Source organism: Chitinivibrionales bacterium (assembly GCA_014728215.1).
GTDB lineage: Bacteria > Fibrobacterota > Chitinivibrionia > Chitinivibrionales > WJKA01 > WJKA01.
The window spans coordinates 1-26528 of sequence record WJLZ01000151.1 but is presented as its reverse complement, the minus strand read 5'-3'; the positions used below and the strand labels follow the sequence as shown (position 1 = coordinate 26528).

29 protein-coding genes are annotated in these 26528 nt (G+C 46.5%); 5 read left to right on the top strand and 24 right to left on the bottom strand.

Features of this window, described 5'->3' with window-relative positions:
* Positions 1-291: 291 nt before the first annotated feature.
* From GF401_13140 to GF401_13070, 15 genes are all read right to left on the bottom strand, one after another.
* Entirely contained in the window at positions 292-1407 is a 1116-nt protein-coding gene (locus GF401_13140) for a hypothetical protein (GenBank protein MBD3346001.1), read from the bottom strand.
* Positions 1408-1501: 94 nt separating this feature from the next.
* Positions 1502-2185, bottom strand: a complete 684-nt coding sequence (locus GF401_13135) for a ribulose-phosphate 3-epimerase (protein MBD3346000.1) — start codon at positions 2183-2185, stop codon at positions 1502-1504.
* Positions 2186-2289: 104 nt separating this feature from the next.
* Positions 2290-3438 carry an acyl-CoA dehydrogenase gene (locus tag GF401_13130; protein ID MBD3345999.1) on the bottom strand — a complete coding sequence of 383 codons (1149 nt, stop codon included), beginning with the start codon at positions 3436-3438 and terminating at the stop codon, positions 2290-2292.
* Positions 3419-4237 (bottom strand): ribonuclease III, encoded by an 819-nt coding sequence (gene rnc / locus GF401_13125; GenBank protein ID MBD3345998.1) that lies wholly within the window; start codon positions 4235-4237, stop codon positions 3419-3421. Before rnc ends, GF401_13130 begins: the two co-directional genes overlap by 20 nt.
* The gene (fabF, locus tag GF401_13120; protein ID MBD3345997.1) at positions 4224-5468 is read right to left on the bottom strand and encodes a beta-ketoacyl-ACP synthase II; all 1245 of its coding nucleotides are present in this window, start codon (positions 5466-5468) and stop codon (positions 4224-4226) included. The genes rnc and fabF overlap by 14 nt, the downstream gene beginning before the upstream one ends.
* Positions 5469-5577: 109 nt before the next feature.
* The gene (gene acpP, locus GF401_13115; protein ID MBD3345996.1) at positions 5578-5811 is read right to left on the bottom strand and encodes an acyl carrier protein; all 234 of its coding nucleotides are present in this window, start codon (positions 5809-5811) and stop codon (positions 5578-5580) included.
* 61 nt (positions 5812-5872) lie between these two features.
* Positions 5873-6616: a 3-oxoacyl-[acyl-carrier-protein] reductase gene (fabG, locus tag GF401_13110; GenBank protein MBD3345995.1), complete on the bottom strand. Its 744-nt coding sequence runs from the start codon at positions 6614-6616 to the stop codon at positions 5873-5875.
* A gap of 67 nt (positions 6617-6683) precedes the next feature.
* On the bottom strand, positions 6684-7607 hold the full coding sequence (gene fabD, locus GF401_13105; protein MBD3345994.1) for an ACP S-malonyltransferase: 924 nt from the start codon (positions 7605-7607) through the stop codon (positions 6684-6686).
* 50 nt (positions 7608-7657) lie between these two features.
* Positions 7658-8611 carry a beta-ketoacyl-ACP synthase III gene (gene fabH, locus GF401_13100; protein MBD3345993.1) on the bottom strand — a complete coding sequence of 318 codons (954 nt, stop codon included), beginning with the start codon at positions 8609-8611 and terminating at the stop codon, positions 7658-7660.
* A 51-nt stretch (positions 8612-8662) separates the two neighbouring features.
* The gene (gene plsX, locus GF401_13095; GenBank protein MBD3345992.1) at positions 8663-9628 is read right to left on the bottom strand and encodes a phosphate acyltransferase PlsX; all 966 of its coding nucleotides are present in this window, start codon (positions 9626-9628) and stop codon (positions 8663-8665) included.
* A 14-nt stretch (positions 9629-9642) separates the two neighbouring features.
* Positions 9643-9822 carry a 50S ribosomal protein L32 gene (gene rpmF, locus GF401_13090; GenBank protein ID MBD3345991.1) on the bottom strand — a complete coding sequence of 60 codons (180 nt, stop codon included), beginning with the start codon at positions 9820-9822 and terminating at the stop codon, positions 9643-9645.
* An 11-nt stretch (positions 9823-9833) separates the two neighbouring features.
* Positions 9834-10328: a hypothetical protein gene (locus tag GF401_13085; protein MBD3345990.1), complete on the bottom strand. Its 495-nt coding sequence runs from the start codon at positions 10326-10328 to the stop codon at positions 9834-9836.
* Between the two features lie 230 nt (positions 10329-10558).
* On the bottom strand, positions 10559-11215 hold the full coding sequence (locus GF401_13080) for a hypothetical protein (protein ID MBD3345989.1): 657 nt from the start codon (positions 11213-11215) through the stop codon (positions 10559-10561).
* Between the two features lie 144 nt (positions 11216-11359).
* Positions 11360-11809 (bottom strand): single-stranded DNA-binding protein, encoded by a 450-nt coding sequence (ssb, locus tag GF401_13075; protein MBD3345988.1) that lies wholly within the window; start codon positions 11807-11809, stop codon positions 11360-11362.
* Positions 11810-11933: 124 nt separating this feature from the next.
* On the bottom strand, positions 11934-12512 hold the full coding sequence (locus tag GF401_13070; protein MBD3345987.1) for a hypothetical protein: 579 nt from the start codon (positions 12510-12512) through the stop codon (positions 11934-11936).
* A 357-nt stretch (positions 12513-12869) separates the two neighbouring features.
* Here GF401_13070 and panB point away from each other — a divergent pair, with 357 nt between their 5' ends.
* The 3 genes from panB to lepB are packed head-to-tail and all read left to right on the top strand — an operon-like array spanning position 12870 to position 15530.
* A complete protein-coding gene (panB, locus tag GF401_13065) occupies positions 12870-13721 on the top strand; it encodes a 3-methyl-2-oxobutanoate hydroxymethyltransferase (GenBank protein MBD3345986.1) in 852 nt (283 codons plus the stop codon).
* Complete coding sequence (locus GF401_13060) at positions 13711-14493, top strand: histidinol phosphate phosphatase (protein MBD3345985.1); 783 nt, start codon at positions 13711-13713, stop codon at positions 14491-14493. Before panB ends, GF401_13060 begins: the two co-directional genes overlap by 11 nt.
* On the top strand, positions 14490-15530 hold the full coding sequence (lepB, locus tag GF401_13055; GenBank protein ID MBD3345984.1) for a signal peptidase I: 1041 nt from the start codon (positions 14490-14492) through the stop codon (positions 15528-15530). Before GF401_13060 ends, lepB begins: the two co-directional genes overlap by 4 nt.
* A gap of 113 nt (positions 15531-15643) precedes the next feature.
* Here the strand turns inward: lepB and GF401_13050 are convergent, their stop codons facing one another.
* The 9 genes from GF401_13050 to waaF form a co-directional block, all read right to left on the bottom strand.
* A complete protein-coding gene (locus GF401_13050) occupies positions 15644-16426 on the bottom strand; it encodes a hypothetical protein (GenBank protein MBD3345983.1) in 783 nt (260 codons plus the stop codon).
* On the bottom strand, positions 16383-17543 hold the full coding sequence (locus tag GF401_13045) for a glycosyltransferase (GenBank protein MBD3345982.1): 1161 nt from the start codon (positions 17541-17543) through the stop codon (positions 16383-16385). The genes GF401_13050 and GF401_13045 overlap by 44 nt, the downstream gene beginning before the upstream one ends.
* Complete coding sequence (locus GF401_13040; GenBank protein MBD3345981.1) at positions 17540-18658, bottom strand: glycosyltransferase; 1119 nt, start codon at positions 18656-18658, stop codon at positions 17540-17542. Before GF401_13040 ends, GF401_13045 begins: the two co-directional genes overlap by 4 nt.
* Positions 18609-19388, bottom strand: coding sequence for a glycosyltransferase (locus GF401_13035; protein ID MBD3345980.1), 780 nt, complete (start codon positions 19386-19388; stop codon positions 18609-18611). Before GF401_13035 ends, GF401_13040 begins: the two co-directional genes overlap by 50 nt.
* Positions 19385-20287, bottom strand: a complete 903-nt coding sequence (locus tag GF401_13030) for a hypothetical protein (protein ID MBD3345979.1) — start codon at positions 20285-20287, stop codon at positions 19385-19387. Before GF401_13030 ends, GF401_13035 begins: the two co-directional genes overlap by 4 nt.
* Positions 20288-20303: 16 nt before the next feature.
* Positions 20304-21386 (bottom strand): hypothetical protein, encoded by a 1083-nt coding sequence (locus GF401_13025; GenBank protein ID MBD3345978.1) that lies wholly within the window; start codon positions 21384-21386, stop codon positions 20304-20306.
* 3 nt (positions 21387-21389) lie between these two features.
* On the bottom strand, positions 21390-22472 hold the full coding sequence (locus GF401_13020; GenBank protein ID MBD3345977.1) for a glycosyltransferase: 1083 nt from the start codon (positions 22470-22472) through the stop codon (positions 21390-21392).
* Between the two features lie 10 nt (positions 22473-22482).
* A complete protein-coding gene (locus tag GF401_13015) occupies positions 22483-23565 on the bottom strand; it encodes a glycosyltransferase (GenBank protein ID MBD3345976.1) in 1083 nt (360 codons plus the stop codon).
* 154 nt (positions 23566-23719) lie between these two features.
* On the bottom strand, positions 23720-24694 hold the full coding sequence (gene waaF / locus GF401_13010; protein ID MBD3345975.1) for a lipopolysaccharide heptosyltransferase II: 975 nt from the start codon (positions 24692-24694) through the stop codon (positions 23720-23722).
* Between the two features lie 339 nt (positions 24695-25033).
* Here waaF and GF401_13005 point away from each other — a divergent pair, with 339 nt between their 5' ends.
* Together GF401_13005 and GF401_13000 are read left to right on the top strand one after the other, a co-directional pair.
* On the top strand, positions 25034-26266 hold the full coding sequence (locus tag GF401_13005; protein MBD3345974.1) for a glycosyltransferase: 1233 nt from the start codon (positions 25034-25036) through the stop codon (positions 26264-26266).
* 106 nt (positions 26267-26372) lie between these two features.
* The coding region (locus tag GF401_13000) for a glycosyltransferase (protein ID MBD3345973.1) at positions 26373-26528 on the top strand (156 nt) is incomplete at its 3' end.

Below are 26528 nucleotides of genomic sequence, written 5' to 3'. Positions count from 1 at the left end.
TTGAAATTCAATTCTATTACTTTGGCAACTAAACGTGGCGTGTCTCATTCGTGCTTTTTGCTGTCACCCCAAACTTGACCCGGGATCCATACGCTTTTATACACTGTAAGAGCTGTATTCCGCATTAAGGCGGAATGACAAAAATGAAAGCAATTATGCCATATTTAATTGCTGGCGTAACAATATTGTATGCAGAATCACTTCCTCAAAATACAATCTGGGAAATGGCAAAATGAGGGAGAAGGGGAAAAATTCGGGGACGATGTTTTCACGTTCAACCTTCAACTCTTCTTAATACACCGGAAGGTCTTCGGGGCGAAGGAATTTGGCGGCGCCGAAGAGGGAACAGCTTTCTGAGAACCTGTCATTGTTTCGGGCAAGGTCGCTCATAATCGCCCTGTCGTAGTTGTTTTCAAAGCCCGGTTCAAGCTTCTCTCCGGCAGCAATGATAAGAGAATCCACCCAGAATAAACCGTTTCTCTTCACTACCGTTTGCTTTGGCATGTCCGGTGTGATCCCCTTTTTATTGTACTGCCGTGAGATTTCTTCACCTCCTGCCCGTTCGAATTTGAATCCGGTAAGCTTTATTGCCGCGCCCGATGCCAGACTGAAGATGTATTGGCCGATCCCTTTGCCGAATGTTACTGTTCCGTAAAGCTGCGCACCCGGAACCCCATCACGTAACCCTGCCGCAAAAATCTCGGCAGCACTTGCCGTATGACAGTCGGTGAGAACCACGATGTTTTTCCCTTCAAACCGGTCACCTGTCTTTGTGGCTTTCCAGGCATCGGATAAGGTGTCATAAGCCCACCCCGTATCACCAATCTCTTTGACATTTTTCCGATAGATTGCCCCAATGTAGGGTATGTCTTTCTCTAAAAACAGATCGATACTTAAGGTACAGATATCGATATTGCCGCCACCGTTGCTCCGGAGATCGACAATAACATTCGGTGAACTTGCAGGGATTGCTTGCAACAGGGAAAAGGTCGATACCGTTTGTCCGGATTCGTTCGAGTACTCGGAAAACTCTTTTATCCGGATGTACAGGGTTTTATCTGTCAACTGAGCATAGTATACCGGAAGACCATAGGCCTGTCCGGCCGAACCGGTAAACCCCGAACCGGCAAACAGACCGGGAGGGACAGTGCCGCTGGGCCAGTACATCGAATAATGCACCGTATCGGAATGAAGACTGTCGGGAAGGCCATCAACTATTTCACCCGGATAATCATAGACACTCACCGGATCATCGGGTATGAATTCCTGCCAGATACTGTAGATTTTGCAATATTGCCACACCCGCTCCATCTCCAGAAGGTCTTTTTCCGTCTCGGTAGGAGGAGAGCAAAAGAATGTGAATAGAAGGGCGACGACCGCCGAAAGGCGTATCACGGGCTGCTGCATAAAAGTCACCGTAGGATTCCTTTATATATTGTTACAGGAACCGGATCGATTAGTCTGTAGTTTAAAAATATACTCTGGAAGGAATACTTTCATTTCACCGGGCGTTTCCGGTCGAGGCTCCCTGCCGCAGGGCATCTATTTTCCGACCATAATTATCGGCACCGAATATATAATTACCGGCTACAAAAACATTGGCACCCTCTGCGGCACACTCCCGGGCCGTTTCATCATTGATACCCCCGTCAACCTGAATGTCGATAGGATGCTCCCGTTCAAGAGCGGTATCCCGAACGCTTCGTATTTTGGGTAACATTTCACTGATAAATTTCTGACCGCCGAATCCGGCATAGACCGTCATAATCAACACCTGATCGATCTGTTCGAGCAGGGGTAAAAACAGATCAATCCCTTTGTCGGGATTGACTGTCACCCCGCGTTTCACGCCCTTTGATTCGATTGCGGCGAGGACCTCCGGAAGCCCCTCTTTGCAGACTTCAGCATGGACTGTCAGAATATCCGCACCGGCATTGCAATAATTATCGATATACTTTTCAGGATTGGATATCATCAAATGAACATCAAGAGGAATCGAAACACACTTTTTCACCGCCTCGATTACCATAGGACCGAATGTCAGGTTCGGCACAAAATGACCATCCATAACATCACAATGAATCCGGTCGGCCCCGGCCTGCTCAACATCTTTCACTTCCTGCTCAAGCTTCCGGAAATCGGCCGAGAGAATTGAAGGGCATATATATATTTTTTTATTGTTCATATCGTGAGAATACCGCAAAGCGAAAATTATGAATTAAAGTAAAGAGCACCCGCATACGCCTCGTGCACTCGTATGCTCATGCCTTCGTACGTTTGTTAACCCCCTCACGCGCCTTTAATCAACTGCAGGGCAATTTCATTGCGCTGGATCTGGTTGGTTCCTTCATAGATCTGGGTTATTTTGGCATCACGCATCCGTTTTTCCATGGGATACTCTCTCATATAGCCATATCCGCCCATCACCTGCAGGGCATCCACGGTAACCCGCATTGCTACATCGGAGCAGAAGAGCTTCGACATGGCTGATTCTTTTGAAAACCGCTTCTCACCGGCATCGATTGTTTTAGCCGTTGCATAGAGCAGTGCCCGGGCGGCTTCAATGTCAGTGGCCATATCTGCAAGTATATGCTGCACCGCCTGCTGTGCGGAGACCGGACCACCGAACTGTACCCGTTCACGCGAATATTGAATGGCATCCTTAAGTGCACCGGCAGCAATGCCCAGCGCCTGCGATCCTACGCCCGGACGGGAATAATTGAGCGTATTAATGGTTATTATCGCGCCCAGACCCTCTTTCCCTAAAAGGTTTTCTTTGGGGATTTTGCAGTTCTGAAAGACAAGCTCTGTGGTACTTGACGCTCTGATGCCCATCTTGTCCTCATGCTTACCAAAAGAGAAGCCTTCGGTTCCCTTTTCAACGATAAACGCACTGATTCCGCGTGCTCCCCGGGCTGGATTTGTCCGGGCCAAGACCGTGTAGATTTCGGCATTTTCGCCATTGGTAATCCACTGTTTGGTGCCGTTCAGCACATAATGATCACCTTCGAGTTTAGCAGTTGTTTTCATCATCCCGATAGCATCGGAACCGGCATTGGCTTCGGTAAGACCGAATGCTGCCAGTTTTTCACCGGTTGCAATAGAAGGGAGATATTTCTTTTTCTGTTCATCGGAACCGAAAAGCAAAATGGGAAACGTTCCGAGTGCGGTAGCGGCCATGGCCAGTGAAATACCGCCACAGGCTTTGGAAAGCTCCTCTACGGCAAGGCAGAGTTCAAAGACACCGCCGCCCATCCCACCGTATTCTTCGGGGATATACAACCCGCAGAGGTCGGCTTCGGCCATTGCTTTAACAACATCCCAGGGAAATACGCCTTCCCGATCGTATTCTTCACGGACAGGCACAATTTTTTTCTCTGCCAACTCCCGTGCGGTTTCAATAATCATCTGCTGCTCTTCAGTCAGAAACCAGTTCATTGCTTTCTGCTCCTTTTGAATGGTTAACTATTTTTGATTTTTCATAATTTTTTAATGCATTTTTTGCGGCTATCTGTTGAGCGGTTTTTTTATTCGGACCAGATCCTTCTCCGAGGGGAACGCCGCCAATCTCTATCTGCACTTTGAATATCTTTGCATGTTCAGGCCCCATTGTGGACAGCACTTTGTAGTGAGGAATCCCGAATCCGTCACGCTGAGACACTTCAAGTATCTTGCTTTTATAATTAATGTTGCTTTTCTCTTTTAGAAATTCGGTTATCCGGCAAAAAAGGCTGGCCTTAAGAAATGTCTGTGAGGGTTCCAGACCGCCATCAAGAAAAATGGCGCCTACAATTGCTTCAAAAACATTAGCCAGAATTGATGTTTTCTTCCGGCCTCCGGAGCTTTTCTCTCCGTGACCTAAAAGAATATAATCACCAAAATTGAGTTCGGTGGCTATTTCACCCAGTATTTTACGGCTTACGATCAATGATTTTATCTTCGACAATTCGCCTTCACTCTTCTGAGGATAGGTATGAAAAAGATGCTCGGTCACACAGCAATTCAGAACAGCATCACCTAAAAACTCCAGCCGCTCATTCGAATCTAAGGGAGGTATAGAACCGTTTGCTGTGGTATATGAACGATGCCTGAGGGCTTTGCGGAGAAAAGAAATGTCTTTGAAACGGTAGCCGATAATCGATTGTATCGTGGTGAGATCAATCTCATCGGCAGAGGTTTTCGAATGAAACGGAAAACGTTTTTTAAAAAACCTCGATATTTTTTTAAGAAGGTTCATAGGCACTTGCAATCAATGTAGCATTATGCCCGCCGAAACCGAACGAATTGCTGAGAGCATAGCGCATCTCTTTTTTGACGGCTGTGTTCGGCGTATAGTTAAGGTCACATTCAGGATCGGCATCCTGGTAATTAATCGTCGGCGGAATTATGCCATTACGGATTGCAAATATCGAAGCGATAAACTCGATTCCACCGGAAGCACCAAGCAGGTGGCCGGTCATGGATTTTGTCGAGCTGATATTAACCTCCTGTGCATAATCGCCAAATACATTTTTAATTGCCGTTGTTTCGTATTTGTCGTTGAGGAGCGTTGATGTTCCATGGGCATTGATATAACCGATATCAGTCGGCTTCAGTCCTGCACTATCAAGCGCCATTTTCATTGCCCGCGACATCCCTTCACCTTCAGGCGCCGGATGGGAGAGATGATAGGCATCACCCGTCGCTCCATACCCGATCACTTCGCCATAGATTCGTGCTCCCCGCGCAAGGGCATGCTCCAATGATTCGAGAATCACAATGCCGGCCCCTTCGCCCATGACAAACCCATCTCGCTTGATATCAAAGGGCGAACTCGCTTTTGTGGGATCCTCATTACGCGTGGAAAGCGCTTTCATATTGCAAAAGCCTGCAAGTGCCAGAGGAGTAATCGTAGCTTCAGAACCACCCGTTACCGCGATATCCATCATGCCGGTACGGATCATGGTATAGGCTTCGCCAATAGCATGGGTGCCTGAAGCACAGGCGCTGACAACACTGTAGTTAGGGCCTTTCAGGCCGTAGCTGATTGAAACCCTCCCGGCGGTCATATCGGTAATCATCATCGGGATAAGAAAGGGAGAAACTCTGCCCGGGCCTCTGTTTACCAGTTTTGAATGCTCTTTCTCGAGCGTTTGAAGCCCTCCGATCCCGGAACCGATAATCGTACCGAACCGTGTCAGATCCGTTCTCTCAAGATCAAGGCCTGAATCCTTGATCGCCTGATCCGATGCACCGAGAGCAAAGAGAATCACCCTGTCGGTCCGCTGGGCTTCTTTGGGATCCACAAGACCATCAGGGCTGAAATCCTTGACTTCTCCTCCAATGCGACACTGATACGCAGATGTGTCAAACGCCTTGATCACATCAAGACCGCTGATTCCTGAACATAATGAATTCCAGAAATCATCCTTTGTTTTTCCCACAGGACTGACTACTCCGCAACCGGTTACTACGACTCTCTGGGTCATAAATATCTAATTCTTTCTTATTTTCTTAATTACCATGAAAAGAATCAGACAGGGATTCCCTGTCCAATTTCATTTCAACGACAACAAAATAAATGATTTTGTTGATTATTTATAGCTTACTATTTAAATAATCCAATGCATCCTGAACCGATTTCATCTTTTCGGCATCTTCATCAGGAATTTCAACATCGAATTCATCTTCAAAAGCCATGATGAGCTCTACCTGGTCGAGTGAATCAGCCCCGAGATCATCAACGAACGACGCTTGAGGTGTTATTTTATCACCGCTTACACCAAGCTTTTCTGCAATAATCTGCTTGACCTTGTCTTCCCGTTCGCTCACGATTTGCTCCTTTCAAAAAAGTATAAATCAAAAAAGAGTATATAAAATGATAATTTGCACATCACATAACAAGTCCGCCATCAACTGTAAGTACCTGGCCGGTGATATAATCCGCAAGAGAAGAACTCAAAAACAGCACGGCATTGGCAACATCCGATGGCGTTCCAAGAGTCTGCATGGGTATCTGACCGGTTAATTTTCCTCTATCTTCATCGGAAAGCTTGTCGGTCATGGCGGTTTTTATGAATCCCGGTGCAACCGCATTGACCGAAATACCCCGGGTAGCCAATTCCCGGGCAAGAGATTTGGTAAAACCTATCAAGCCTGCTTTGGAAGCACTGTAATTGGTTTGACCGGCATTGCCCATGAGCCCTACCACGGAGGCAATGTTGATAATTTTACCATTTCTGGCTTTCATCATCGGACGGGCACATTCTTTGGAACATAAATAGGCACTTCGCAGATTAATACTCAGCACCGTGTCCCAGTCATTGTCTTTCATTCGCACAATCAATCCGTCACGAGTCACCCCGGCATTATTGACCAGGATATCACATGGAGAAAAATTCGCAAAAAAGTCTTTGAACAAGGCACGCACCGAATCGGCATCGGACACATCGGTTTTAAAGGCTGCCGATTTTCGTCCGAGTTTTTCGACTTCTCCGCAAGTCTGCCGTGCAGATTCAAGATCGATATCACAAACAGCAACATCGGCACCGGCCTGGGCAAGCCGGAGCGCTATTTCTTTTCCGATTCCACGGCCCGAACCGGTAACCAGTGCATTTTTGCCTTCTAATGTTATCATGAGATCACATCCTCGGTTTACAGATGAAGCATATCGCTTAATTATTTATCTGTTCGCATCTTCCCGGTCACTGAGAACTCTGAAGAGAAAATAAATTCTCCACTGTTCCGCAGGGAACAACATTAAGCTCTCGATTGATTTTTTTTGCTAATCCGATTAAAACATTCCCAGGCCCAACCTCACAACATGTATCCGGCTGTTTGCTTATGAGGAATTCGATTGAGTCAACCCATTTCACCGGTGAAACCAACTGTTGAACCAATAAATCTCTGAGTTTTTCGGGATCGGTTTCCGCCCGGGCTGTTACATTAGTAATCACAGGACACCTGGGTGATGAAAAAGCGGCGTCTTTAAGAATTCCAGCAAACTCATCGGCCGCAGACTGCATCAGGGGAGAGTGAAATGCACCGCTCACGGGCAGGTCGATTACCCGCTTGGCGCCGGCTTCACAAAGCTTTTTGCGTGCTGCGGCAATAGCATCAACTTCACCGGAAATCACCGTCTGGACAGGTGTGTTTTCGTTTGCGCATACCACGACGCCATCGACCTCGTTAGCGATAACTTCCCTAATTTTTTCTTTGGGAAGATTAATAACAGCAGCCATCGCTCCAGGCGCGGTTTTGCCCGCCTGAGCCATAAGCTCTCCACGACGGGCAACTAACCGAAGACCGTCATCAAAGGAAAGTACACCGGCGCCATACAGAGCACCATACTCCCCGAGAGAATGCCCCATGGTAAAAGAAGGTGTAATTTCCAGTTCATTGAGAATATCGCACAGAGCCGCCTCAACAACAAACAAGGCCGGTTGGGTATTGCTTGTCTCTTTTAATTCTTCATCGGGCCCTTCAAAGCAAAGGCGTGCAATGTCCCGACTTAAAATGTCGTTTGCCTGTTCAAACAGCTGTTTTGCTCGATCGAACTTGTCGACAAGATCCTTTCCCATACCCACTTTTTGCGATCCCTGTCCGGGAAACATAAAACATAATTTCATATCAGCACAAACTCCATTACAAAGGTCGAATATACCTCTTCTTTAAAAAGCTAAAATCTTATAATCGCACTTCCTACGGTAACGCCGCCCCCCAGCGATGTCAACGCAGCAACGGTCCCCTTTTTCACCTTCCCCTGCAACCACGCATCTTCAAGAGCAAGGGGTATTGATGCCGAGGAGGTATTGCCGTATTTATCTACATTAGTAATGAGTTTTTCTTTATCCAGCCCGAGATTCTGAGAAATAGCTTTCATAATCCGGATATTTGCCTGATGCGGGATAAGGAGGTCTATCTGTTCTCTGGTAAGTCCGGCTTTATCTATAACCCGGCAGGTAGCATCCGCCATCATTCGAACCGCGTGCTTGAAAACTTCCCCCCCATTCATAGACATCGTCCTCTTTTCACCCCATGCCGGAATGTAGAGAATTTTACCCAGCGATCCGTCACTTTTCAAAAAAGTGGAAAGTATACCGGAACCGTCACTTTCAGGAACCGCCTGTAAAACCACCGCAGCAGCGGCATCGCCAAACAAAATTGCAGTGGAACGGTCATTCCAATCCAGTGTTTTGGATATGACTTCCGCGCCTACCACTATCGCAGTTTTGCATTTTCCACTTGTAATAAGACCATCAACAACAGTCAAAGCATAAACAAACCCCGCACAGGCAGCCGACAGATCAAAGGCAAACGCATTTGTGCAACCGATCGCATGCTGAATCTTACAGGCTGTTGAAGGGAAAAAATAATCGGGTGTAAAAGTAGCGCAAATAACGCAATCGACATCGGCAGGTGCCATGGATGCTTTTTTCAATGCCTTGAGAGATGCCGCCGCTCCGAGTTCATAAGCCCAGGCCTCTTTTCCAGGAGGAAAAACATGGCGCTTTTTTATGCCCGTTCGTGTAGTTATCCACTCATCAGTCGTATCAAGATATTTCTCAAGATCTTTATTAGTGAGGATAGTGTCCGGAACAGCCGAGCCTACGGATAACACTTTTGAGCGCATCGTTTCAGTCAAGCTACTGCAAACCTTTCATCAGGGATCCGTTTCAATCTTTTATTTTTGACTACTGCCATTTTTTCGTACAAGCATTACCGAGGTTTCGATCGCTCGGGCAATTGCAGTGGATGAAGAGCTTCCGTGGGCCTTCATTACAATCCCTTTGATTCCCAAAAGAGGCACTGCACCGTAATTTTCCGAATTCAACACCGCCATCTTTTGTTTAACAGCTTCAAAAAGACCATTCTCATCACCGAGAGCTTTTGCCACCAATCCATGAAAACTTTCGCATGCCTTCAGGAGAACGTTTCCTGCAAATCCATCACAGACGATTATATCAGCATCGCCGGAAAGGACCCGGGATCCTTCAATAAAGCCCCGATATCCCCTGCATCGATCACGCAAAAGCCGATCCGCTTCATGCAATGTCCGGGTTCCCTTGAACGGCTCCTTTCCTATATTTAAAAGAAAAACTTGGGGTGTTTTTATTGCAAAGAATTTTTGGTAATACTCGAACCCCATCAATCCGAAAGTGACCAGATGCTCAACCCGGCAATCAAGATTCGCTCCGACATCGAGCATAAGTGAGGGCCGTTTCCGGATTGTCGGAAGAAACGCCGCAAGCGCCGGACGAGCCACAGATTCGGAACGGCCGAGCAAAAAGACGGCTGCGCCAAGTAATGTTCCTGTGTCACCTGCACTGATCGATGCATTAACTTTACCTTCTTTTTGAAGAGCGACACATCGTACAATCGAAGAATTTTTCTTGGTTTTCCATGCTCGAGCCGGCGTATCACTGCCGGAAATGATCTCAGGACAATGCTCGATATCGAACTCTTCGGCGATTACTCTCTGTGAGGACTCCAGGCTCTTAATTATGTGCTCTATCTGTTCTCTTTTTCCGCAAAGAAGCGGAGAAAAATTTAATCCGGAGCGCAGTTTTGCCTCGACAGCTCCCCGGATTACAACACCGGGACCGTAATCTCCACCGACAACATCAATGGCAAGTCGAACAATGCCCATATCTCAGGCAATCACTATTCTTCAACTTCAATAACTTCTGTGCCTGCATAATAGCCGCAATTTTTGCATACTCGATGCGGAAGTGTTGGCTGTTTGCAGTGATCGCAAAGCGTTGGCTTGGACGGCTTCAGTGCCAAGTGTGAACGACGCTTTTTCTGACGGGTTGTTGATATTCGTCTCTTTGGTACTGCCATGATTAACTCCTCTACTGGCTGTTATATTTTTCTTTCAATTTTTTCAGTTGATTCCATCGGGGATCGATCTCATCGGTCTCCTTTTTGCCCTCGATTTCCGGCCCGGGACATGATTGAGAACAAAGCGGCTTCATCGATAATCCGGTAATAATCTCATCAAACAAAGCCGGAGTTATATCGACCTCCTGACGCTCCGGGTTATATTCAATGGTGCAGTACTCATCTTCCGAAAGATTGGTAAATGTCTGTCCCTCTCGAGACTCAAATACCACGGAAACCATTCCTGTCACCGGCTGCTTAAAATAATTCAAGCACCTGCTGCATTGCAGCTCTAAGGTGCTTGAAAAAGCAATTCGGACCTGAAAACGGTTTCCGACCCGGTCTATTTCTGCGCTGCATTGAACAATATCTAACCAATGAACCTCTGCGACTTCATCGACATTGATTTTCACCGATGCATTCCGGACCGAATGCCCTTCGGGAATATCCGGTATATGAATTATCATATTTTACAAATCCACCAAAATAAATAGTCATTCTAAATTCAGTCAAGAAAAGATATACAATAGATATCAAAGCTCTGACCAGAGTGTAGTTATTCTCTGAGCAGACAACCTTGCATCATTACGTTACAAGGCAACATTTATGCCACTTCGGGCATGATATTCCGGGAAAATGGATTTTTCTGGCGGCCGTGCTATCCAACAGCGGGATAAGCTTCGTAAATGGATTTATATCATGTATTTGATACTACCAGGGAGCCGGCTTTTTTGAAGCTTTCGTATGCTTTGCGGGCCTTTTGTCGGAGTAACCTCTCCCTGAGTTCTTCCTGCGTCGTATCCTCTGATCGATAATAGAGATAGTAAAACCTGCCTGCTTCGGTTAAATCGGTAAGCGCCTCATCAATTAATTCCATGCTCTGCGTAAAAAACTCATCTTCCGGTTCAAGGGACTCAAATTCTTTTTTCAGCTCACTTGATTTTTTCTTGGTAGCAGCAGCGCGGCCGAGAAGCGTTTCAAGATCATAGGACATATTCCGAAGGTCGACATTCATCATCGTAGTCGCCAGACCGGTACCACGATTGATAATATCATTCAGTCTGGCCGCAAAATTTGTCCGGTGTTTATTCTCCATGAGCTCTTCTTCTTTATTCTTGATTCTCTCCTCAGCCGCCTGCTTTTCAAGCTCCAGCCTCCTGAGTTCCGCCATTTTCTCTTTGTCGAGTCCCGAATTCACATGCTGAACGATCGCCCATACCGTACCGGCAAGCAAAATTGTGGCAAGTAAGTATGAAATCGACAGGCGAGTCGGTCCGTGTGAATTGATTGCTACCATGTAAGCAAGAAGTGTTATTCCCGCCAATACACCTAAAAGCAATACTTCAGTACCCATAATAATACCTCTTCTTGAGTGGGTGTACAAAGAGTTCTAATAGCTTATGAAAATAGAATTTATAATAACTCAACGGCAAATTATATCTCTACGGAATAAGCATTTTATTCATATTATGTTCAAAGATAATTTAATCGACTAAACTCAAAAAGGAAGATCATCTTCCACAGCGGTACCGGGCTCTTGAACAGATTGATCAAAACCTTCTGGATTCTGATAGGTATTATCCGAAGGCGGCGCTGTGGACTGTCCTCCGTTGCCTCCGGTTCCACCGAGAAAAACTATTTCTCTGGCATTGACTTCGGTTTTATACCGCCGGTTGCCGTCCCGGTCTTCCCAGCTCCGGGTCGTTAACCGCCCTTCGATATATGCAGACCGTCCTTTTTTCAAATACTGATTTGCCAACTCGGCAAGTTTGCCCCAAGCAACAATATTATGCCACTCGGTGCGCTCCTGTTTCTGACCACTTTTATCGGTAAACCGCTCGGAGGTTGCAACAGGAAAATTTGTCACAGCCTGACCCGAAGGCGTATACTTCAACTCGGGATCTTTTCCTAAATTTCCAATCAAAATAACCTTATTAACACTTGCCATACATCCTCCAGGAATAAATGTTCCAAACCTGAGATTATCAAATTACATATAAAATACATATATAAAATGAACTCTTTTAAACTGAAAAGCAAGAGTTTTAAAAAAACCTTTTCCTACCCCTGCTTTATCGCTGGGTAGTCAGAAGAATAATGGCGAAGGTAAGTGCAGCGGTAAGACCACCAACTGCAAGGTAGGCAATTGTCAGATTTTTTTTCTCTTTTTTTGTTCCTCTTTCTTTAAAATATTTCCAGACTGTCAGTCGAAGAACATTATTATCGACAGGATCAATTTTGTAATACCAGAGTGAATCCAGATTGATTGAAAATTTTGCCAACTTACCTGTTACCGTTTTCTTTGCTTCGGTGTTGGTAATATCGACCCCGGTAAAAGGAGTACTTACCAGTATGCTGGCAGGAAGTGAATCGAGCCAGGTGTCATAACAATCGATAACAATGGAATTTGATTTTTTATCAAAATAGGACCAGTAATTTTTAGGCCGCTCATTAAATTTTGCATCGAGAGTATAAATGAGTCGCTTCTCTTCAATTCGCGGCGCTTTACTCGATTTAATGGATTCTATCCTGAGAGTCGTATAAATACCTTCAGAAACCGTTACCAGAAAAAGAAGTAACAGGAGAAATAACACCCGTGAAGTGACGGATGGTCCGGGGGGGGTGAATCGGCTACGATAGAAGTGCTTCATTTACGCTGCCATAGAGTTGAAGGTTCCTGCTTAGAAAACAGGTCGATTGGGGCACTTATAGTAATAATATAAGAAAATGCAGGAGAACATGCCTTATTGGCAAGATAACATTTCAAAATTGATTTCGTTTGCCATATCCGGACACAATAAAAGCCTGCTATTTTTCTTTCCCGGAAGCATAAGCACCCTCAGGATCAAGCAGTGAATTTCCCGAAATTCCGGGAGTGCGTAAAACAATTCTAATTATACTACTAAATATGCCGCCACTTCAATAATGAGCTCTTTTCAACGGAATCGAGTAATTGGGTCAAGACACAATTTATTTTTGAGGGTTCATAATAAACCGGTCTTGAATATATGAAAATAACAGTCACCGACCTTCATAAAAAAAGACTTGACAATCAAACCATTGTCATGCTCACATCCTACGATTACCCAACGGCGATTATCGAAGATTTATGCGGGATTGATATTCAACTGGTGGGCGACAGTGTGGGCACTAATGTTCTGGGCTATTCCGATGTATCGGAGGTGACGATCGACGACATGCGTCATCATCTTCGTGCAGTCTCCCGGGGGGTTAAAAATTCATTTATCCTCTGCGATATGCCTTACAAATCTTTTCAATCGACTGAAGACGCCCTCTCCACGGCCCGGCAATTTATGGAAGACGGCGCAGACGGCATAAAAATCGAAGGTGAAGGGAATGTTCTTGAGATAATCCGTCACCTTACAAAAGGGGGCACTATTCCAGTATGCGGGCACATCGGTTACAAGCCTCAGTTCGATGGTCCCCGGGCCAGGGTTCAGGGAAAAGATTCGGAACGGGCAATAAAGCTTTGTGAAGCGGCTCTGGCGTTGGAAAATGCCGGGGCTTTCATGATTGTTCTGGAACTGATACCCGAAAAACTTGCCCGTGAAATCACCAATCTGCTGCAAATCCCGACTATCGGTATCGGCGCTGGACGATATTGCAGCGGTCAGGTCCAGGTGGTTAACGATATCCTGGGACTCTCAAACAGAACATTCCGTCACGCAAAAGAGTACGCCTCAGCACGGGGTCTTTACGAACAGGCAGTTTCATCCTATGCCCGGGAAGTCAGAAACAAAGCATTTCCTACCCAAAACAATATCGCTCATATTCCCGACAGCAGTTTTTCGGCAGTCGATACCTGGCTGAAAAACAGGAGTACGTTTCATGACCTATAACAAAGAACTGAAGATTGCCCTGGACTGCTCCGAAGAAGCCGGCAAATTGCAGCTTTCAGCATTTTCATCCCTCAAAAATATCGAAATAAAATCCGACAACTCACCGGTAACCCAAATCGATAAACAGTGCGAAGCGCTTATCAGAAGGAAACTTCTGGAAAATTTTCCCGGCGACGGTTTTCTTGGAGAAGAGACCGGACTGCAGGATTCGGGCAACGGCAGGCGATGGATTGTGGATCCCATTGACGGTACCCGTCCCTATATCCATGGAATACCAACCTTCAGTACCCTGATCGGCCTCGAACATAATAAACAATATGTGGTAGGCGTAATTCATTTCGCCGGCCTCAAAGAGACATACTGGGCGTCACGGGGAGGCGGCGCTTATTGCAACGGAACACCGATACACGTTTCAAACACCAGCAGTGTAGCACATGTTTTCGGCAGTTCTCTTGGCTATATCGAGAAATCGGATACTACTGCCGGACAACAGTTACTGAGTATGATGAAGCAGTGGGATTATTCCTACGGTTATATGGACGCCTATTCCTATGCTTCAGTTGCCGGCGGGAAACTCGACGCCTGCGTCAATTTGATGGATAAACCGTGGGACTGCGCGGCAGCGGCATGCATTATTCAGGAAGCAGGTGGAGAAATCTCGGACATCCATGGAAATAAAACAGTTGAGAACGGGACATTCGTCGCTACAAACGGCAGGGTGCACGACGACATCCTGGCGTTTTTCCGGGACCCCAAGGAGGTAACATTTTGACAAAGAAGACAGAAAAACGAAGAAGTGAATCGGCGGGGCTTTTTCATTTCGGTAAGGAAATGGCCTCGGCACTTCTTATGGCCCTTATCGCCATCGTATATGTTATCCAGGCATTCAGAATACCCACCGGCTCGATGGAAAAAAGCCTTCTTGTCGGTGATTTCCTTCTGGGACTGAAATTTATCTATGGCGCGCCGGTCCTTCCCTTTAACAGTTTCGGAACCTATGCCAAATTCCCCGGTATTACCGATCCCAAAACAGGTGATGTTATCATTTTCAGATATCCGGGAACCGATAAGAAAGACTATATTAAACGATGTGTTGCAGGTCCCGGACAGACAATCGAAATTAAGGGCGCCGAAGTTAAAGTCGACGGAAAACCGGTGGCATTACCTCCAAAAGGTCAATACCTGAACAATGGTAATGTACCCTTTGAAAAAATCCGCAACTTTGCTCCTCTCCGCATACCGAAAAAGGGTGATAAAATAAAAATCAGTGACCTGCCGGTCAGGGAATTTCATTTTCTCAAAACACTCGTTCACCAGGAGAATCCTTTAAAAGAGGTGAAAACCGAATACCAGCTCTATGTTGACGGCGAATATGTTAACAGCTTTAGTTTCGATAAGGTGGATATATGGGCCGTGGTCGACCAGAAAATCTCATACGTTAAAATGGAAATGGCCCGGCGGGCGCCAGATAAAACCATCGCCATTCGGAAACTCCTCTATCTGGACGGAGAACGGCTTACCGAGTATACCGTCAAAAACGACAATTATTTCATGCTCGGCGACAACCGCGACAATTCAACCGACTCCCGTTTCTGGGGCTATCTCAATCGCAACTTTGTCAAAGCCAAAGCATTTATTCTCTACTTTTCCCTCGACAAAGAAGTCCCCTTTTACCTTCTTCCAATGAAAATCCGCTGGGACCGGATCGGAATGCTTATTCAGCCATGGAATGGAAGAGTGAGCGTACGACCGCACGAGCGTGCAATGATGCTGGATGCCGGTCGCTGGTTGCTGGATCCATATTCCTGATCCATTTTCTTAATCTATTATCGTACATCATTATTGATCTTCAAGAACCGGGACGAGAATGATTTTTGTTCCCCCCGTACGCTCGTGACCTCGTGCGTTCGTGCGCTCATTCCTCACCCCTCATCCCATGCTATCCCGATAAGAATGCCGTGGCTTCGATATGATTCCCAGTATTCAGCGGTAGTAAGGGGTAAATCCCGGATATATTCGTATCTCATCGGGTGCCAGTAGCGATAGTAATAGGCGAGCGATATTTTAGCTTTCTTTGTAATGATAATATCGGCTCCCAGACCTCCCTGCATGTTTATTCTGAAATTCTTGTCTTCACTGTCTTTTATGGCAACCGGCTCCCTGATTCCTACAATTTCATCATTTCTTTTGCCCGCCTCTCTTACCGATAAATAATTCAATCCAATCCCCATGGAAAGAAAAGGGATAAAGGCCTTTTCCGGAGGGAAAACATACTGCAGTTCGGAACCAAAAGAGAAATGAAAAAAGTTGTTGCTGATTGCAACCTCGGCAATATTGTTTTCGGAGGGAAAATACATGGTTAAAGTGTCGGTTATTTCGCTTCCGAAATCAAGGAGGGTGCTGAACTGGAGTCTGAGCCAGGGAGCAAGATAGTACCGCCGGGCAAAAGCGGCTCCCCAGAACGCCAGCGGCTCTTTGTCGACCTCCTGTCGGTAGCCCTTCATATCGAAATAGCCACGTCTGACATTTTGCGAAAAGGCCGCGCCAATGAAATACTGGTTGGGGAACAGGGAGGATTTATCATTTTCCGCACCGATAATATTCCCGGTTATACAAATAACAAAAAAGAGTCTTATGAATATTTTTGTCTTGATTTTGTTATCACCGATCAGGTTGAATGAGCTTTTGTACTTTTTCTGCGGCACTCTGCCAGGTAAAATTTTCTTCCACTCTTTTTCTGGATGCTTTTCCTGTTCGTTCCAGTTTTTCCGGATTATCAAAGAGTGAAATGATTGTTGCCGACAGCGCGGCCGGGTTTTGGGGCGGCAATAAAAAGCCCGAAACCCCCTCCTCAACAGCATCCGGAATACCACCTGCGGTCGAACCGACCACCGGACATTCGCAGGCATTCGCCTCTAAAAAGGTAATACCGAATCCCTCACTGTCACCATCGTCCATAACATCCCTGCTCATCATAACATTAAGCGTGGAGTAGCTATAGAGCGCCGGAAGGTCTTCATCATTTACGAACCCTGTAAAAAATACATGATTTTCCATTTTAAGGCGCTGTGTTTGCTCATGAAGTCTTTTCAGGTAATTCCTTTCGCCCGAACCGGCAACAATGTATGTCGTATCCGGATACTTACGCACAATCTCGGGTAAAGCCTCGATTACCGTATCGCACCCCTTGCGCTCCACGATCCGGGCAAGCGTAAGAAGTATATGGTTCGACAGAGGAAAGCCGTAGCGTTCGCTTATTCTCCCGGTATTTTCACAGGGAGCGAACCGCTGTATGTCAACACCGTTGGGAACCACGACAATCTTTTCATCGAATGCATTACCGATCTTTTTTTTCAACTCACCTTTCGTATATCTGCTGACCGGAATTATCCATTCGGCAGCATTCATAGTTTTACAAAGGGAGCCAACTTTTCGCTTACTCAAATTTCTGGTAACTTCGGTGCCATGCACCCCCACGATCAATCGCGCCCCAGGATATCGGTTCTTAAGAAAAGAAAAGGCAAATGCCAGCTCCCAGGTCGACGTAATAATTATTGCATCGTGATGACGGTCCAAATACCGCCATAGATAATAAAGCGAATACCAGAACCGATTTCTATGCCAGTCGTGCCCTTTTAAGGGCCAAAACGAATAGGACTTGCCGTCATAGATACTGTAATCGAATTCTTTTTTTTTCTTCTTGCACAGAATTGTTACCGAATGACCGTACCCGACCAGGTTTTCACCAATACCCATACACCACTCGGCTATGCCGCCCCCCTTATGGGGAGGAAATTCTTCGGTAATTATCGCAATATTCATGATTGCATTAACTTTTTATATTCAATCAATGTTTTATCGACTGTTTTTTCGATATCAAATTCCCTGACTCTTACCTTGCCGGCTTTTCCGAATTTCTCCCGCAATTGCCGGTTATGAATCAGGGTCAGAAGATTACCGGCCAGGTTTTTACTATCGGCCGGTGGAGAAAGCAGGCCCGTCTCCTCGTGAACCACCATTTCGGAAATGCCTCCGGCAGAGGTCGCCACAACCGGGACGCCCGAAAGCATGGCATCGAGCACCGATGTCCCCAGTCCCTCTGTTCTGGATGACAACACAAAAATATCCATATACCGGAGTAATTCACCGATATCCGTGCGAAACCCGGTAAATGTCACATGGGAGGTGAGATTCAGTTCTATACATCGATTTTCAAGCTCATTCTTCAGGTCACCGTCACCAATAATCAGAAAATGAACCGATGGATCATTATCAACAACAATTCGTGCGGCATCGAGAAGATCTCTCTGCGCCTTGTGGGGCGCCAGGGCTGCGATATTTCCTATCACTGTCGAATCGGGAGAAATAGCAAATTCATTCCGGTAATCTCTCTCCCCCGGAATATCATCGAATTTAGCCATATCGATCCCACTGTGCGCAAGAGCGATCTTGCTTTCAGGTATTCCACCCTCAATTAAAACCTGTTTGACCATTTCGGAAATTGCAATATAGCGATTGCACCGGACAGTGTATTTCAGTTTGCTGAATCGGTTTTCAGCAACGGGAAAATCGACCCGGCGGGATACAACAAGTTTTGTTTGCCTGTTAAAGAGCAAGGCACAAAGAGCTATGGTATGTGTATGGGCCGTATGAGTGTGGACAATATCGATTTTCTCTTTCCCGACAATCCGGCTTAGGGCAACAACCGCAGGTATGTCCAGCTCGTGATTAATGGACAACGGCAAAAAGGGCAATTTCAGCAACGAATTACGCTTGGCAAGCTCACTATGCGGAGCTGCCGCGATGATTGAATGGCATCCCCGGTGATTCAGCCCCTTCGACAGCATAAGGGTCTGGGCTTCACCACCGCGCCATCCGCGGGCATCGTTAAGCTGAAGAACCCGGATCGGTGTGGTATAGGTGCCAGAGTTTTGCATATTTTAAAAAAGTATAATATCCCGCCATAACGGCTAGTATCATGCCGTGCATCCCGTCTCTGAAACCGGCTTTGAATATATACATTCGAAGAATCTTCCAAAAAGGCCTGACAATCAAATCGCCGGCCCCGGCCGTCTTACTTTCCCCGAACATCTTCTGAGCACTCAGCGACGTAAACCGGTTGATTTTATCCAGATGATGACTGATATCTTTATAAGGATAGTGATATAGCTCTCCCCGAAGGCGCCTGATTTTGCCCTCAACAATTAATTTCTCATGAACAACACTGCCGTCGAACGTCGATTTTTCCCGGTTGAACAATCGTACCACCCAGTCGGGATACCATCCGGAATAATTGATCCATTTTCCCAGATAATTTACTTTGCGGGCAAGCGCACAGGCGGCAAAATCGTTACCGGCAACATTCCGCATCTCCTCTTGCAAAGGCGAGGACAGCTCTTCATCCGAATCGATCCAGAGTATCCACGTATTGGATGCCTTTGCAACGGCAAATTCCTTCTGTGCAGTATACCCCTCCCAGGTATGGGAATAGACATGGGGAGTATATTTTTTAGCGATTTCGACCGTTGAGTCATCACTCAATGAATCGACAACAACAATTTCATCGGCAAAAGAAAGGCTTTTCAGACAGCGCTCGATTGTTCGTTCGGCATTGCAGGCGATAATTACAGCAGAAATGGGTATACTTTGTGACGACATACAACTCATTTTTTCAGAAGAATATAATTTTTAAAGCCGCCGAGCTGTTTGCCTCCGAAAAATGTTTGTTCGATAAAGGTTAACAGACGGTATTTGAGCTTATCATGATTATGCATCATCACAGGCTTGCCTGAGTATTGAAGTTTATCTTTCCAGTCGAGTTTTGCTATCCGCTCCTGCATAACCGCAGGATGGGTTTCTTTAAATAACGGAAGACGGGAGAGTAATCCGTAATGAAATTCATTCCCTCTTTCGGCATAGTATGCATCTGCTTTTGATTTTCCCCAGTGAGTCGTATTTATCTCCTTTGACTTTGCCTGCATGAGATGGGGAGGACGGACCCATCCGTAATGATAAATATCTGCATCGACTTTTGCCACTTTGAGCTTCTCCCCATTCCGCCTGAACGACTGGGCAGTCTCCCACGATTCGATACCCAGTCCATTCCGGATAATACGAATTTCATTGGGATACCACTTATGATTAATATGATAATGGTCGTAGTCACCCCAGAAATGTTTATAGGAGAACAGAAGCCCCTCAACATCTTTGTCGTCGAGCAACTGCTCGCACCGCTGCTTGATAACAGGTAAATATTTCTCATGAACAACTTCATCGGCCTGGACATAAAAGCACCAGTCACCGGTGCACGCTCTGAGAGCAATATTGGTCTGTTGACTGTGAATTCCACCTTTTAATTTCTCACGATCGGTCCATTCGGTGTCGATTATTGTAATTTTCGGATCGTTAATATTTTCGATAATTTCACGAGTCTGGTCTCCCTGATCTCCCTTGCCCACCGCAATAATAAATTCATCACAGATGGGCAGAATCGATTGAATTGCTTCCGCGATGGGGAAATAGAGCCTTTGAGCATTGCGAGCAAAGGAGAACCCACTGATTTTCATGTATCACCTTTCTGAATTATTCCGGTCGCAACGTTACATTATACACTTCTTTAAGCAGCAAAACCGCTGCGGCATATACCTCCCGCGGCGATATTTCATTGACAGTCGTTCCTTCGGGTGCGCGGATAATTTCGTGCGGCACATTGTAGGGCGACCATCGCATAAGCGTTTGCTTATGATCAATATACATACCCGCCACCGGAACGTTGTGCGACGATGCTATCGATATCAATGATGTATCCGGGGAAATAAACAATTGCAGATGCCGGATAATCTCCGACACGATTATAAGACTGCTTCGGGGCACGGTTTCGACATTCTGATATCTATCCGCAAAATTCAGCGCCCATTCAGCCTGATCTTCCACGGCAAACAGAACCACGGCCACAGGATTGCGAAGGAGCTTTTCGATAAGCTTTTCATACCGATCGGCATTCCATTGTCGGATTTTTGCACCGGCCGAAAGATTAATTCCAACGAACATGCTGCTGTCTGCATGGGTTTCATTCAGACGGTGTATAAATAATTCTGCGTCCCTGCAAGCCTCGGGTGGGGCAGCGATTTTCATTTGATAAGACCGGGATATCGGCTTTCCGGTAATCTTTTCCACAAGGGCGATATTCTGATCGACCATATGCCTGTCATCAAGATCAAATACATAATCGTATTCATCGGCAACATTTTTCTTGTGCAAACCGGCAAGGGCCACGCCCGCACCGGCACAGCGGGAAATCAGAAAGCAGGTATTTGACATGCCGGGGGTGAGATCGACAATCAGATCGAACCGCTCCCTGCGCAACCATAGTGTCAGCCGTATCACTTGAAACATATTGTGGAAATTAACGGCTTTCAGCTCCCTGACATAAGGATTATGGCGGATTACGATTTCGTTATAGGAACTGCAAATGACGGTAATATCTTTGATTCCATTATCGAAAGCTGCCTCGAAAAAGGGGGTTGCAACAAGCATATCGCCGATTTTTCCCGGACGAAGTACCGCAATTTTCCGAATATTCCGGGAAGAAGCAGCGTGCGAAGGCTTTCTGAAAATATAAGCAAGCAATCGAAGAAAAAGAGAATAGCGTATTTTTTTTACCATATACTACACGTGTTCGGACATTAAAAGAGACTCAAGATTTTCGTACATCCGTTCAAGCGAAAAATCGCTTTGTATCGCTTCACAGGCCCGTGCACCGATATCTTTGCCGAGCCCCCTGTTTTCAATCAACTTCAGGCTCGATTGCACAAACTCCTTCGTTTTACCAAAGGGAACAACCATACCGTTGTGGCCGTTTTTCAAAACCTCCGAGACCCCTGCAATATCAAAAGCGACCACCGGAAGGGCATGGGCCATGGCCTCGAGCATGGCATTGGACATGCCTTCGGACCGGGATGTTAACCAGAAAATATCCGCGGCCTGATAGAAACCCTGTATATCATCCCGGTGACCGGCCAATACAACATGTTTATCCATATCCAGTGCCTGTATCAGATTGCGATACGTATCCATTGCACCGCCTGAACCGACAACAACAAGCTTGACGGAGCACCCTTTTTCTACAAGCACCTTACCCATCTCAATCGCGAGATCGATTCGTTTCTGACGGGCAAGCCTTCCGACAACAAGGATCATCGTCGTCTCCGGTCCAACATCGAGCATGGAACGATACTCATCCCGTAACTGGTTTGTATCCGAAGGCAATTCTACACCGTTATGAAGGAGTCTGCATTTATTACTATCAAAACACGACGTCTGTTTCAGGGCATTAACTACCCGCAAGGAATTGACAATCACCAAATCGGCGAGAGAACAGAATGCGAAACGGTTTCTGAAATTGTGGAGGGGTCTTTCGATACCGAACCTGAACACCGTTTTTGTTTTTTTCCGGAATTTCCCCGCCAATCCGGCAAGCACATACTCACGCTGTTTTGTTGGAACGACATAATCGATGGCATGACGGTACAACACCGACAAGATACGAATACTCGTAAAAAAATCGAGATTGTTGGCAAAAGGAAATGTTATAACCGAAACCTTTTTGCTCCATATCCGGTCCCGTATCACCGATGATCGGAGTCCAAAGTAGATGGTGTGTCCCCGTTCGGCCAGTCCACAGGCTACGTTGACGGTCCATTTCTCATTGCCGCCCCATTCTTTCGATGAATTCAGGAATAGAATATTCATCTTTTACCATTCATACCGATGTAACTAATGCATTCAGCCGATCAATCATCACCGAAATGGAATACCGTTCCTTTACGGTTTGAATACATCGCTTCGAAAACCGCTTCCGCTCATCCTCGTTTTCGAGAAGTCCGGTTATTTTTTCGGCTAAAAGTGAAGAATCCCCAACCGGCACCAGGTACCCCTCGGTACTGTCGGTGATTATCTCCCCGGCATCCCCGGCCCGGGTCGCTACAACCGGCGTACCCACACTCATAGCCTCAAGTACTACATTGGGAAGACCTTCATCGATAGAACTGAGGACGAAAATATCAGCGCCGTACATGAGCCGGGGCAGATCCGAACGTTCTCCGAGAAAATGCACCCTGTCTTTGATGCCAAGCTTCCGGGCCAGCGACCTGTACGGGGTATCGTCACCCCCACCAGCGATTGCACATCGCACCGGCCTGCCCGAGTAGTTTACTTTTTCTACTGCCTCGATAAGATATTCGAATCCCTTTTGTGAAAACAACCGTCCGGCGGCAAGTATCACCGGCAATCCGTCACTCATATCAATCGTCTTCTTCAAATAGCGCCTGTCCCACCCTGACGTATCAGGAATTTCAACACCATTGGGCACCACATGCACGTCGTCCTGATTGATCCAGTCAAATTTCCTGAAGGTCCTTTTAATCGATTCCGCCGGCGTAATAATCTCATCGACAATATATTTATAGGCCATACGATAACGGAATTTTTCATAGAGAAGGGCAAGGCCTTTTCTCACAAAAATCTTTTGTATCCCCGCCAGTTTTGCCGCTATTCCACCGATACGAACATCCTTTTCAAAATTGCAGCAGAGCACATCGATACTGTTTTTTCTGAAAAAACACCACAACCTGACTATCATGACAGGATCAAAATCCATATGGATGGGATATTCTTTGATGGGCACACCTCGATGTTTGGCCCGTTTCAACCACTCGGCATTATTCTTACCGATACAGATTACTGAGTGCCCCTTGTCATGCAAACCGGCAGCGGCATTGACCATCCATTTTTCACCGCCGCGCCAGACAGAGGCGGGGATTGAATTCATGAAGGCAATATTCATGGGTGGAGAGGGTCCAGGGTTCGGGGTTCAGGATTCAGGATAAAGCAGGATAATAGATTACGATAATGGACCGGGATAATGGAGACAGGCATCCAGAAACCAGAAGCCAGAGGCCAGCATCCCTCTTCAGCATTATTTCGAGTTTCGAATTTCTTCACTCCTTCTCGTCCTTCATGGCCTGCGCTGCAAGCTCCGCCACCCGCTCCGGGGTGATCAGGCTGTGGCATTTGTAATGACCGTACTTACACGTTCTCTTAAAGCAAGGGCGACACTGTATTTCGGCGGCGGCTGCAAGTGATGCTTTTCCCAAGGGATGGGTCCAGGCCGGTGAAGTGGAACAGAAAAGGCCCACAACCGGGGTTCCCAGAAATCCGGCAAGGTGCATCAGGCCCGAATCGTTTGAAATGACGATTTCTGCCCCCGCAATGATCCGGGCAGCCTCGACAAGACTGGTGACGCCGGCCAGATTCGTTATGCGCTCAGGCGCACGTGTTGCGATATCGTCAGCCTGCTCCCAATCACGTGTGTCACCAAGGAGTAAAATTCTTTTATCACCAAAAATCAGGGCAAGCTCTTTATACCCGGGCCATCGCTTGGCCGGCCCATAACGGGCCCCGGGACAGAAAACAATATAATCGTCATAGCGGATATCTTTGTTGATTTGTACCCCTCCCCAAGCTGCCGGATCAAAATTCCCTGCCTCCAACACGGATGCATACTCACTGGTAATATGATTTTTTCGTGTGGCTGCGGAACGAGAAACCCGCCGTGTTAAAAAGAGACTCCGCAATTCGGCACCGATTCCCACTCGATAGGGAATACCGCTGCGAAGGGCAAAAAGCGCTGATGAAAAGGAATGGGGCACGATATATACGCTTTCAAAGTTTTCCTTACGAACCAGAGCGAAACTTTCTTTCAGCTCTTCGTGGTTTTTCCGTTTATACGGAATCAGGAAATAATCCGAGAATTCGGTGAGCAATCCAACAAACTGAGGCGGGACAATCAGCGCCGGCCCCGCTTGTTCCCGGGGGAAATTACTGTTAATCACCGCCAGCGCACACAGACAATCCCCAAGCCAGTTGGGCATAAGTACTGCAGTGCTGTTATGAGGTCTGGTTGCTGATTGCATGGAAACCTGGAACAATTAAAAATAAGAAAGAGGTGGATGAGTGATGCACTGAGCGAAACAAGGTGTAGTGGAGTAGTGAGGTGATGAAAAATACGGGTATGCGAAAACAATTATCTGTAAAACCAGCATTGAAACTATATGCAATTTATCCCGTTACTCCACCTGTCCCGAACGCATCGGGAATACTCCGACCTCCCGATTCTTCCCACCGTAAAATACATTTCGGCCCCCAAATCTTTCTCTGAGAGCGAAACGAAAGGTATTTTGGATTAGGTGAAGGAGTGGAATAGTGGAGTGGTGGGATTGCATTACTCTATCAGCCCGTTTTTAAGATTACTTATGTCCGAATTTCAAACAAATAAACTCAAGCTATTTTTCATCAACAAATTCAACTGGCTGGCGCCGTCACCGATGGCCACCGTTTCCACCATGTCGACCTGGAGTCTGGCACGGCAAGGGGTATCAACAACCTTTATTGTCGAAGGCGAGCCGACATGGGACACCGCTGCGATGCTCGAACAGAAATTCGGTTTACCCCCTCTCGATACCTATAAAGTGATTCCCTTTAAAAGAATCATTTTTAATAAAATCAAAGCTACACCAGTATTTTTTATCAGAGCATGTCGACACATTATACGAGAGGCAGGTAAAAAGGGGGCCGTTGTAATCTCACGAAATACGACGTTTCTTCCCTATCTCGTATTGCTGAAAAAAATATTCGGTTATACCGTCTTGTTCGAATCCCATGCCTACCATGGCATGGAAACACTCCCCGCAATCGGTCAGCGGCACAAACACAAAACATTAGGGCTGTCAAACCAGTTTCGCCTTATCGAACGCTTGTTTCTCAATCAAATTGACGGCCTGATCTGCATAGCTCCCCCCCAGAAAGAACTGTATGGCAAAGATTTCGTGACCATTCCCATCACCGTCCTTCCACTGGCATCGATGATCCTTCCTGAACAGAAAGATCCGAAAAAGACTATCTCCTCCTCCAAACCGAAACGCCTGGTCTATTGCGGACGGCCTTCTCCCTATGTTGATATCAACAGCATATTCGAAGCCCTCCACCAGACCCGTTCACTCAACCTCTCCTTTACCTGGCTCGGAATCGGGGGCGAAAATAACAAAAAGCTGCAGGAACGGATTAACAGAGAAGGTTTGAGCGACCGGATGGAACTCAGAGAATGGATTCCCCACCGGGAAATGGTCGACTATCTTCTTAGCGAAGCACATGCGGGACTGGCTTCATATAAGAAATATTTTTTCAGCCTTGCCCTTTTAAGTCCGACAAAGATTTTAGATTACTTTGCGGCAGGCCTCCCCGTTATCGCCCCCCGGCTGCCGACAACCGAACATATCGTGAGCGACCGCAGAAACGGACTGTTCTTCGAAGTCGAAAACACCGGTTCTCTCTCCCGGGCCATAACCGAACTCTTTACCGACAATGCACTGCATTCGCAGCTCTGTAAAGGTGCACAGGAATCGGCACGAGAATTTTCGTGGGAGAAACGTTCGGAGCGGTTGATCGGGTTTATTGGGGAAGTGAGAAGTGGTCCTCATTTAAAATGATCTATGAATGATTACGAGAATGATCAGGTTGAATGAAGAGGAATGGAAATGGGAGAAGATTTGCGACAACGATATGAGAGGAAGAAGATATCCGGGGACGAGAACGATGAATAGATCCGGACACCCCACTGTCAGCGTCATCATTCCCCTCTACAATGGAGAAAAGTTTATTGTCGAGTGCCTGGAGAGTGTTTTTGCTCAGACAGAGCAGCCGGTGGAGATTGTTGTTGTCGACGACGGCTCGACTGACAAGTCGGTGGAG